The 10195-nt window shown below is 73.5% G+C and carries 11 protein-coding genes; 7 read left to right on the forward strand and 4 right to left on the reverse strand.

The genetic code is table 11. The annotated features are described in order from the left end of the window. Positions 1–4: 4 nt before the first annotated feature. The 3 genes from ABZX11_RS04525 to ABZX11_RS04535 all read left to right on the forward strand — a co-directional run bounded on the left by ABZX11_RS04525 (position 5) and on the right by ABZX11_RS04535 (position 2322). On the forward strand, positions 5–856 hold the full coding sequence (locus ABZX11_RS04525; RefSeq protein WP_176172060.1) for a LysR substrate-binding domain-containing protein: 852 nt from the start codon (positions 5–7) through the stop codon (positions 854–856). Between the two features lie 125 nt (positions 857–981). Continuing rightward, the gene (locus tag ABZX11_RS04530) at positions 982–1785 is read left to right on the forward strand and encodes an SAM-dependent methyltransferase (protein ID WP_176172059.1); all 804 of its coding nucleotides are present in this window, start codon (positions 982–984) and stop codon (positions 1783–1785) included. Beyond that, a complete protein-coding gene (locus ABZX11_RS04535; RefSeq protein WP_176172058.1) occupies positions 1786–2322 on the forward strand; it encodes a TetR/AcrR family transcriptional regulator in 537 nt (178 codons plus the stop codon). On the opposite strand, the gene ABZX11_RS04540 is transcribed toward ABZX11_RS04535, so the two are convergent. Then, on the reverse strand, positions 2319–2873 hold the full coding sequence (locus ABZX11_RS04540; RefSeq protein ID WP_254896904.1) for a suppressor of fused domain protein: 555 nt from the start codon (positions 2871–2873) through the stop codon (positions 2319–2321). The two genes, ABZX11_RS04535 and ABZX11_RS04540, sit on opposite strands and share 4 nt — an antisense overlap. Before the next feature lie 83 nt (positions 2874–2956). On the opposite strand from ABZX11_RS04540, the gene ABZX11_RS04545 reads away from it, so the two are divergent. Next, entirely contained in the window at positions 2957–4027 is a 1071-nt protein-coding gene (locus tag ABZX11_RS04545; protein WP_354909811.1) for an FAD-dependent oxidoreductase, read from the forward strand. A gap of 47 nt (positions 4028–4074) precedes the next feature. On the opposite strand, the gene yaaA is transcribed toward ABZX11_RS04545, so the two are convergent. Continuing rightward, positions 4075–4821 carry a peroxide stress protein YaaA gene (gene yaaA, locus ABZX11_RS04550; protein WP_176172055.1) on the reverse strand — a complete coding sequence of 249 codons (747 nt, stop codon included), beginning with the start codon at positions 4819–4821 and terminating at the stop codon, positions 4075–4077. 99 nt (positions 4822–4920) lie between these two features. Between yaaA and ABZX11_RS04555 the strand changes: the two genes are divergently transcribed. Genes ABZX11_RS04555 through ABZX11_RS04565 form a run of 3 tightly spaced genes read left to right on the forward strand, consistent with a single transcriptional unit; the run spans position 4921 to position 6945 of the window. Beyond that, on the forward strand, positions 4921–5874 hold the full coding sequence (locus tag ABZX11_RS04555) for a GNAT family N-acetyltransferase (protein ID WP_354909814.1): 954 nt from the start codon (positions 4921–4923) through the stop codon (positions 5872–5874). A gap of 55 nt (positions 5875–5929) precedes the next feature. Beyond that, the gene (locus ABZX11_RS04560) at positions 5930–6763 is read left to right on the forward strand and encodes a helix-turn-helix transcriptional regulator (protein ID WP_354909817.1); all 834 of its coding nucleotides are present in this window, start codon (positions 5930–5932) and stop codon (positions 6761–6763) included. A gap of 17 nt (positions 6764–6780) precedes the next feature. Beyond that, the gene (locus ABZX11_RS04565; protein ID WP_354909820.1) at positions 6781–6945 is read left to right on the forward strand and encodes a DUF397 domain-containing protein; all 165 of its coding nucleotides are present in this window, start codon (positions 6781–6783) and stop codon (positions 6943–6945) included. Here ABZX11_RS04565 and ABZX11_RS04570 read toward each other — a convergent pair. Both ABZX11_RS04570 and ABZX11_RS04575 read right to left on the reverse strand, forming a co-directional pair. After that, positions 6926–7828 carry a 2-hydroxyacid dehydrogenase gene (locus ABZX11_RS04570; RefSeq protein ID WP_354909822.1) on the reverse strand — a complete coding sequence of 301 codons (903 nt, stop codon included), beginning with the start codon at positions 7826–7828 and terminating at the stop codon, positions 6926–6928. The genes ABZX11_RS04565 and ABZX11_RS04570 overlap by 20 nt on opposite strands. A gap of 16 nt (positions 7829–7844) precedes the next feature. Then, positions 7845–9629 carry a S1 family peptidase gene (locus ABZX11_RS04575; protein ID WP_354909825.1) on the reverse strand — a complete coding sequence of 595 codons (1785 nt, stop codon included), beginning with the start codon at positions 9627–9629 and terminating at the stop codon, positions 7845–7847. Positions 9630–10195 lie beyond the last annotated feature (566 nt).

Genomic DNA, 10195 nt, shown 5'->3' on the forward strand with positions numbered 1-10195 from the left:
GGTCATGGAGCTGCGCACGCTGCGGTACTTCGTCGCGGTCGCCGAAGAACTCCACTTCGGCCGGGCCGCGGCGCGGTTGCACATGAGCCAGCCGCCGCTGAGCCGGGCGATCAAGCAGCTGGAGACCGACGTCGGGGCCGTCCTGCTGCTGCGGTCCGCTGCGGGCGTCACGCTCACCCCGGCCGGCGCGGCGCTGCTGGCCGAGGCGCGGGCGCTGCTCGACCAGGCCGACCAGGCCCGCGTGCGCGTCGCCACGGCGGCGGGCGCGCCGACCCTCACCGTCGGCATCCTCGGCGACGGGGCCGACCCGGCCGCGACCCGGCTCGCCGACGCCTACCGGCGGCAGCACCCGGACGTCGAGGTCCGCGTCCGTGACGCCGACCTGACCGACCCGACCTGCGGGCTGCGGGCGGGGCTCGTCGACGTCGCGCTGACCCGCGGGCCGTTCGACGGGACCGGGCTGAGCGTGCACGAGCTGCGCGCCGACCCAGTGGGTGCGGTGCTGCGTGCCGACGACCCGTTGGCCGGCCGCGACCGGCTCGCGCTCGCCGACCTGGCCGGACGGCGCTGGTTCCGGTTCCCCGACGGCACCGATCCGGTCTGGCAGGCGTACTGGCACGGCGGCGAAGCACGCGAAGGCCCGGTGGTGCGGGCGGTCCAGGAGTGCCTGCAGGCCGTGCTGTGGAACGGGACCGTCGGGGTGATGCCGCTCGGGCACCGGCCGCCGGGCGAGCTGGTCGTGGTGCCGTTGCCGGACATGGCCCCGAACCCGGTCGTGGTCGCGTGGCAGGACGGCGACGACAACCCGCTGATCCGCTCGTTCGCCCGGATCGCGGCGGCCGCCTACCGGTCCTGACCGGCGAAGGCGTGGCCCGGTTCCTCCGGTGCTCGCCCGCCCACTCCGCCGGGCGCGGGCCCGCGCCGCCGTGCCGGAGCCGGGCACCGAGCGAAAAATGAATGTTCATTCGCTATGCTCGCGGCATGCGTTCCGCCAGCCGCACCGCCGAGCACGTCGCCCTGTTCCGCGCCCTGGAGACCCGGCGCCCCGACCGGCTGTTCGCCGACGACCTCGCCATCCGGTTCCTGCCGGCGCGCTACCGCTGGCTCGTCCGGGCCGCGGCCGTCCGGCCGCTCGGGGCCGGCATAGCGCGGGTCATCGACCGTCGTTACCCGGGTGGGCCTCGCCTGTCGGCGGTCGCCCGCACCCGGCTGATCGACGACCTGCTCGCCGAGGCGGCGCCGGAGCAGGTCCTGCTGCTCGGGGCCGGCTACGACAGCCGCGCCCACCGGCTCCCCGGCGCGTTGCCCACCTACGAGGTCGACCACCCGCTGACCCAGCGGGTCAAGCGGCAGCGCGTCGCCGACCGGCCGCACGTGCACTACGTGCCCGTCGACCTCGGCGCCGACAGCCTCGCCGCGGCCCTCGACGGCTTCCCGCCGAAGCGCACGGCCGTCGTCTGGGAGGGCGTCACCAACTACCTCACCGAGCAGGCCGTCGACACGACGCTGCGCGACCTCGCCGCGATCACCGCGCCGGGCAGCACGGTCATCTTCACCTACGTCGACCGGGCCGTTCTCGGCGCCGACGTTCCCTGGCAGCGGAAGGTCGCGCAGGTCGGCGAGCCGTGGACGTTCGGCTTCCGGCCCGCCGACGTGCCCGGCTTCCTGGCCGAACGGGGTCTGGACCTGAAGGGTGACCTGTCGGCGAAGGACGCGGCCGTCCGCTACCACCGGGACGAGCCCGCCGCCGCGTTCTACCGGATCGCGTGGGCGGTGGTCCGGTAGATGCCCAAGGTCAGCGACGAACACCTGGCGAGCCGCCGCCGCCAGATCCTCGACGCCGCGGCGAACTGCTTCGCCCGCAGCGGGTTCCACCGCACGTCGATGCAGGACATCGTCCGGGAGTCCGGTCTGTCCGCCGGGCTGATCTACCGGTACTTCACCGGCAAGGAGGACATGATCCTGGCGATCGTCGGCGAATGGCACACGTCCCGCGACGCGGGCCTGGGCGACGCCGGCGATCCCCTTGCCGCCTACCTGGACCTGTTGCGGGAAATCGCCGGCCCGGACGCGGCCCGGCAGCGCAACCTCGGCCTGCAGGCGTGGGCGGAAACCGTCCGCGAACCCCGGATCCGCGACCTCGCCCGCCAAGGCGTCGACGACCAGCGGGCCGCCTTCGGCGACCTCGCCCCGGACGCCTTGATCCGCGTGCTCGTGGCCATCTACCAGGGACTGCTGCTGCAGGCTTCGTGGGACGACGGCCTGGACGCCGAAGCGTTCGTCACGGCGGTCCGGGACCTCGTGCGGGACCGGATGGCCTAGACCACCGGCGCGCGGCGGACGTCGTAGAGGTCCCAGTCCAGTTGCCAGAAAGCGTCGATGCCGTGCTCGCGGATGAACTTCCGCTCGGTGTCGTGCACCGGGTAGCACCCCGCGATGCTGATCGGCGGGCCGCCGATGTCGATCAGGGTGTACTGGTGGGCGTCGAGGCCGGCCGGCGCCGACACGGCGAACGCCGTCATCGCCGACTCCGGGGCGATCGGCTGGCCGAAGTCGATGGTGTCGCCGTAGACGAACGGGCACGTCCCGCGCAGCTGCTCGGCCAGGTAGCCGATGGCCAGCGCCCACACCGGATCGTCGGAGCGGACGCTGATCCACAGCTCCGGCCGCACGCCGTGCCAGTCCGGGTGGTCGGCCAGGGAAAGGCCGTAGGTGGCGCCGGTCAGGTAGCGCGGCTCGGGCTCGTCGGCGTAGACGAACGCGATGACGTCGTCGAGCCCGGGCTGCGTCGAGGGAATGGGCTGCAGCCGGGGCGCGGCGGACCCGGTCAGGGTGTCGAGATGGGCGAGATACCGCTCGGCACGGCTCGGCATGGCGCGCAGCATACGGCCGGGCGGGCGCCGGTGGCGGTTATCCCGTTGGCCCCGGCGCGGCAAGATCGGGCAGGGTGGGAACCATGCGAGTGCTCGTGATCGGCAGTGGGATCGGCGGCGCGGCGACGGCCTGGCACCTGGCGGGCCGTGGCGCGGAAGTGATCGTGGCGGACGCGGCGCGGCCGGGAACGGCGACCGAGGCCGGCGCCGGCATCGTCAGTCCCTGGGCGTCCCGCTCGGAGGACGCGGTGTACCCGCTGGCGGCGGCCGCCGCGCGGTACTACCGGGAGTTCGCCGCGGAACTCGAAGGCTCGTCGTTCGAGGTCGTCGGCGGGATGATCGCGTCGGCCGACGACGCCGAGCTGACCCGGGCGCAGGAGCGGCTGACGTCCCGGGCGGCGGACGCGCCGGAGATCGGCGAGATCCGGCGCCTCGACCCGGCGCAGGCGCGCGAGCTGTTCCCGGCGCTGGCGCCCGGGCTGAGCGCGGTGCACCTGGCCGGCGCCGGCCGCGTGGACGGCCACCAGCTCCGCCGCGCATTGCTGGCGGGGGCCGAGCGCCGGGGCGCGAAGTTCGTCGACGGCGAGGTCGCGTTCCGCGCGGACGGCACGGTGGCGGGCCCGGACGGCGTCCTGGAAGCGGACAGCGTGGTGGTGGCGGCGGGTGCGTGGAGCCGCGAACTGCTGGCCCCGCTGGGGATCGACCTGCCGGTGACGCCGCACCGGGGCCAGATCAGCCACTTCGACCTGCCGGGCACGGAAACGGCGGCCTGGCCGGTGGTCCTGCACGGCCCCAGCCACTACCTGCTGGCCTTCGGCGGCGGCCGGGTGGTCGCGGGCGCGACCCGCGAGCCGGACGCGGGCTTCGACTACCGCGTGACGGCGGCCGGCCAGCGCGAGGTCCTGGACAACGCACTGGCGGCGGCCCCGGGCCTCGCGGACGCAACCCTGGCGGAGACCCGCGTCGGCTTCCGCCCGGGAACGCCGGACGGCCTGCCGGTACTGGGCCTGATCCGCCCGGGCCTGGCGGTGGCGACGGGCTTCGGCGCGGGCGGGCTGACGAACGCCCCGTTCGCGGGCAAGCTGGTGGCGGCGGTGGCACTGGGCGAGGACCCGGGCTTCGACCTGCGCCCGTTCGCGCCGGACAGGTTTTGAGGGCGGTCGCTTCCGAGGCGAACCCGGGGCGTGGTTCGAACGGGCCGTCAGCCCTCGGTGACCAGGTCCAGTGCGTGCTCGCCCGTGCGCTCGACCACCAGGCCCGCCTTGGTGATCACCTTCGCCAGCTGGTCCACAGTGGACGGCTCGGCCCGCGTGGCCGCCAGTACGCGCGCCAAGCGGCCCTTGTACGCCTTGTTGAAGTGGCTCACCGTCACGCGCTCGCCGTGGGCGTTCTCCGTCACCACGCGGACCGTCACCGCGTCCGGGCGGAGCTTGGCGAAGGCCGAGTACGTGCCCGACCGCAGGTCCACCACCAGGCCCTCCACCCCCTGCAGCACCGGCTCGAGCACCGGTTTCCACAGCCCGCGGACCGTGCCCAGCGCCGGCAGGGAGTTGCCGCCCGAGAGGCGGTACGCCGGGATCGGGTCGGTCGCCGACACCACGCCGAACAGCGATGACGTCACCGCCAGCCGCCGGTGGGCCTTCTCCAGGCCCGCCCTCGTGAAGCTCTTCACGTCCAGTGCGTCGTACAGCACGCCGGTGTAGCGGCGCAGCGCCGGCATCGTCGGGGACGTCCACAGCCGCGCGTTGCGCTCCACCTCGCCGACCTGCCGCTCGGTAATGCCCAGGACCGCGATGCTCGCCGGGACGTCCGCGGCCAGCTCGGCCAGCGCGTCGGCCAGCTTCGCGCGCGTCGGGTTCAGCTCGGGGTACGACAGCGCGCCGAGGTCCAGCGGGCCGCCGCGGCCGCCGTCGGCCTTGGTCTCGGAAGGGGGGAGGAGCACCAGCACCGCCCGAGCCTACTGCGCCGGCCGGCGCCGATCCGGACGGCGGCCGCGGCGGACGTAATGCAGGTGCGCGGGCGCCGTCGTCCGGCCTAGCCTCCCGGCATGGACCTGACCTGGCGCCCGTTGACCCTCGACGACGCTCCCGCCCTCGCGCGGCTGTACGCGGCGGCCGAGGAAGTCGACCGGACGGGTGAACACTTCAGCGCGGAAGACCTCCGCGAGGAGCTGGCCGCGCCCAACGTCGACCTGGCCCGCGCCACCGTCGGAGCCTGGGCCGGCGACGAGCTCGTGGGCTACGGCCTGGCCCGCCGCCGCGACGCCGCCGACCCGGTGCACATGATCCGGCTCCAGTCGGTCGTGCACCCGGAGCACCGGACCGACGCCGTCGGCACTCACCTGGCCGAGTGGTTCGCGCGCACGAGCCGCGAAGTCCACGAGCGGGCCTTCCCGGGCGCGCCCCTCGAACTGCACCACGGCAGCCACCAGAACGAACGCTGGATCGCCGGCGTCCTCACCCGCGCGGGCTACACGCACGGCCGGACCATGGTCAACATGCGCGTCGGCCTCGCCGACCTGCCGCCGCAGCCCCCGCTGCCGGACGGCTTCGAGGCGGTGCCGTTCGACTTCGCGCACGACCTCGCCGCGCTCGACGCCCGCAACGACACCTTCGCCGACCACTGGGGCAGCACGATCTACGAGCCGGACGCCTGGCGCCACCTGGTCACCGGTTCCAAGGACTTCCGCCCGGACCTGTCGTTCCTCGTCCTGGACGGCGACAAGGTGCTGGCGTTCGTCCTCAGCCACCACTACGCGTCCGAAACCGAGGCGACGGGCATCCGCGAGCACTACGCCACCTGGGTGGGAACCCGGGCGGCCCTGCGCGGCCGCGGCGTCGCTTCCGGGCTGCTGGGGCACACGCTGAAGGCGGCGAAGGCCGCGGGATTCGACCGGTCGGCCCTCAACGTCGACGTCGACAATGCGCACCGCGCGCTGGGTGTTTACGAGCGGTGCGGATATCGCGTCGACGACGAATGGCACGTGTACGTGCTGTCCTGAAATTGGGACGCCCCACCGCCGATCGGGGAATGGACGGCATTCGTACCATCACGACATGAAGCCGACTTCCACCTCGCCCGGGTCGAGGGCATTGGCCGCTTCGCTGCGCGAAGTGCGGGTAGCGCGGGGAAAGGGGCTGCGCGAACTCGCCCGGATGGTCCGGATTCTGCCGCAGTTGTTGTCGGCGTGGGAAAAGGGACAGCGGGTGCCGCAGCCGGAGGACGTGGCACGGCTGCTGGGCGCGCTGCGGGTCGACGACCTGACGTACGACCGCATGATGCGCCTGGCCAGGCACGCCCGCGACGACAATTGGCTCGACTCGAACCCGTCCGACCTGCCGCCCGCGCTGAACGGGATCGTGGAGTACGAGCGCACGGCCACCCGCATCACGAACTGGTACCACGCCATCGTGCCGGGATTGCTCCAGACCCCCGACTACGCCCGTGCAATCCTGAGCAATTCGGAAATCGGCCTGGAGCAAGCCGACTCGATGCTCGTCGTGCGATTGAACCGGCAGCGGATTCTCACGCGGCCCGATCCGGTCCGGCTGACCGCGCTCATCGGCGAGATCGCGATCCGCGATGAGATCGGCAGTCCCGACATCATGTCGGACCAGGTTGATCATCTGCTGCAAATGATGGCGTTGCCGAACATCTCGCTGCGGATCGTGCCCGCGAACATCGGCTATCACCCCGGGTTGATCGGCTCGTTCATCCTCTACGAGTTCCCGGGGTTGCCCGCGATCGTGCACCTGGAAAACTCCCACGCCACCGCGTTCCTGCACGAGGCCGAAGTGGTTGGCGACTACGCGAAACAGGCTAAGATCTTGTCCAGGAAAGCGTTGGGCGAAGACGACACCCGAGCCCTGCTCCGGGAGGTCGCGCGATAGTCCGGGAGGCTTCACGGATGAACGGTTGGCGCAAGTCGAGCCACAGCGGCGGCCAGTCGGACTGCGTCGAGGTGAAGCTCGACCGTTCGGTCGGCATCCGGGACACGAAGGCCCGGGGGCACGGCGAGCTGACCGTCTCCCGCGCCGCGTGGGCCGCCGCCGTCACCGCTCTACGAGGTTGAGCAGCTCCTCACCCTTCGCGTACCTCCGCAGCTGCTCCGCCGCGAGCTTCTTCGCGCGCGGGTAGAACGACGCCGACCCGCCCGCGATGTGCGGCGTGATGACCACGCCCGGTACCGTCCACAGTGGATGGTCCGCGGGCAGCGGCTCCGGGTCGACGACGTCGAGCCCGGCGCGCAACCGTCCGGTGCGGGTCTCGGCGAGCAGTGCTGCGGTGTCGATCGCCGTGCCGCGGCCGACGTTGACGACCAGGGCGTCGTCGGGGAGCGCGGCGAGCTCGTCCGCGCCGATGAGGCCGCGGGTCGCCGGCGTGTCCGGCAGGATCAGCACGACGATGTCGGCCCCGGGCAGCAGCGCGGGCAGTTCGGCGACGCCGTGGACGTCCTCGTCCGGGCGGGGGCGGCTCGCCACCCGCGTCACCACGGCTTCGGCGGCGACGAGCTGGCGTTCGATGGCCTGCCCGATCGAGCCGTAGCCGACGAGCAGGACACGGCTGTCGGCCAGCGACCGCGTGTGCTCGCGGCTCCACTCGCCGCGCGTCTGCTGCGCGAACCAGCGCGGCAGGTCGCGCTGCGCCGCGTGGATGAGCGCGAGGGCGTGCTCGGCGACGCTCAGGTCGTGCAGCCCGCGCCCGTTCGCCAGCTGCACGCCGTCGGGGAGCAGCGGCACGAGCGCCTCGACGCCCGCCGACAGCGCCTGCACCACCCGCAGCGACGGCAGTTCCTCGATCAGCTTCGGCGGCTCCGGCCCGCGGTCGTAGGGCAGGACGTAGAACTCGACGTCGCCGAGATCGGCCGGAGGGGCGCCGTCGCCGTCGTAGTACGCGGCGACGAGCCCCTCCGGCACGTCGATGTCGGTCCACGGCAGCAGTACGCGAGCGCTCATGCCGCCTTTCTACCCGCTACCGCGTGTAGTAGCCCTGCAGGTCGACGACCAGGTGCGTCGAGCCCGCCGAGTTGCGGACGTCGAACTGCGCGCCCGCGCCGAGCCGGACCGTCGCGGCGTTGGAGGTGTTCTCGCCCGCCATGACGTTCACGGTCGAGGGGACGCCGCTGTAGGGCAGGTCGTGCGACCAGGCGGACAGGAACGACGAAACGCTCGGCTGCACCCCGGTGAGGTTGACCGCCGCGGCGGTCGCCTCGGACGGCAGGCCGGTGACCGGCACGGTGACGATCGTGCCGGGCCCGAGCGGCGCGGGCGTGCCGTCGCGGCTGTCGAGCAGGCGGGTGGGCTTGCCCAGCGCCGCGTACCGGCTGCCCGCGTCGCCGGGCACGAACGAGCCGGCCACCGACAGCAGGACGTGGCCCTGGCCGTGGTGGAGGAAGATGCGGATGGCGCCGTCGTCGCCGATCCGCACCAGCGACTGGACCGCGCGGTCCTCGTCCGGCCGGATGTTCAGCGTCGACGGGCCGGGCGTGCCCTGCGCGAAGACGCTGAAGAAGGTGTTGGAGTCGGCTTCGGTGCCGGTGAGGTTGATCGCCACGGCGACGGCGTCGGACGGGACACCCGCGACCCCGCGGACCGGCACGGTCACGATCTCGCCCGCGGTCAGTTTGCCCGGGTGTCCGCCGAGCTGGCCGCGGGTGTCGAGCAGCAGGTCCGGCTTGGCCTTCGGCTGGTAGGTCGACTCGCCGGAGGCGCTGTAGTAGCCGAGGTAGTCGACGATGACGTCGATGGCGCCGGCGTTGTTGCGGACCTTGATCCGGCCGTCGGCGCCGACGGGGACGATCGCCATGCCGGCGGCGGTGCGGCCGGCGGCGAGGTTGACGTTGGACGTCGTGGGCAGGGTGTCGCCGTAGGCGGTGAGGAAGGTGCCCGAGGTGCCGCCGGTGCCGACCAGGCTGACGGCGACGGCGCTCGCGGAGGCCGGCAGGCCCGGGATGGCGACGGAAACGGATTCGCCCGCGGCGACGGGCTTCTGGTGGCCGCCGGTTTCGGTGCGGGTGTCGAGCACGCGCTGGGCGGTGGGCAGCGCGGTGTAGGCGTCGCCGCGGAGGCGGAGGCCGATCCAGCCGGCGATGTCGTCGACGCGGGTCTCGACGGTGCCCTGCCGGGTCTCGGTCGAGCCGAGGCAGCCGGCCTGCCAGGAGGAGTGGTGGAGACCGGCGAGCTCGACGACGCCGTCGCGCTCCCGCAGCAGGGGGCCGCCGGCATCGCCCTGGCAGGTGGTGGCGGCGGCCGGGTCGCCCAGGACGGCGAGGGTGGTCGCGGTGACGCTCTGCACGGAGACAGGCGCGGTGTGAAGCCGGCCGGGCACCCACTCGGTGGCGGTCCGGCCGTAGCCGGCGATGCGCAGGGCCTCGTTCTGGGCGGGGGCGGCGGTGCCGACGGCGACGGGCGTGATGTCGGTGACGGGCGTGGCCAGCTTGGCGAGGGCGACGTTGCGATCGGCCCGGAACAGCAGATCGACGACGGTTCGTTCGGCGCGCAGGCCGACGGAAGCCTTGGTGGCGAGCTTGGGGGCGCCGGCTTGGCCGCCGTTTTCGGGGAAGCAACTGGCGGCGGTGACAACCCACTGCGGCGCGACGAGGGCACCGCTGCACCCGTGGATGCCGCCGACCTCGATCCGGGTGGCGAAGGAGTAGGCCCCCTCGGCGGCCGGGCTGCCCCCGGTGACGGCGGCGGCGGGAGAGGCGGTGGCGAGAGTGACAGCCGTGGCGAGCATGATCGCGGCTCTTTTGGGCATGGCGAAGGCACCCTTGACGGGCGGCATGGATCCCCCTGTGGACGGAAGTTCGTCGCGAACGGGAAATGTCGCGGCAGAGTGCGCCGAGGATCCCCCGTTCCTGGCTGAGCCGATGCTAGCGGGTTGTGTTGGCGGGGGGCCAGTAGCCGGAAGCCGGGTTTGCGGGGATTGGCGGGTTGCGCCGGACGGCCGATCGGGGGTGGGGAAGGGATCGGGCCGCGGGGGCTCTTGGCAGGCGGTTGCGTGGCCGGCTGCCGGACTCGATCGGCGCGGGTTGAGCGGGGTGCGGTCGGGCGGGCCGCAGTTGCGTGGCCGGTGGGGGTTCGGCGGGCGCGACGGAACTGGCGGGCAGGCATCCGCCCGCCAGGGCCGCTCGGGGCGGGTTCGGCAGGCGCGACCGAACCACGGGCCGGCATCGGCCCACCAGCGCCGCTCGCGGCGGGTTCGGCCGGGCGCCGCAAGCCGGCCGGGCGCCTCCCTTTAGCTCCTCCCCGCCCCCCGCCCCCCGCCCCCCGCCCCCCCGCCCCACCCTCTCCCTCGGTCGGCTACCTCAGTGCACCGCCGCC

It is taken from the genome of Amycolatopsis sp. NPDC004169, from assembly GCF_040610315.1.
Classification (GTDB): domain Bacteria; phylum Actinomycetota; class Actinomycetes; order Mycobacteriales; family Pseudonocardiaceae; genus Amycolatopsis.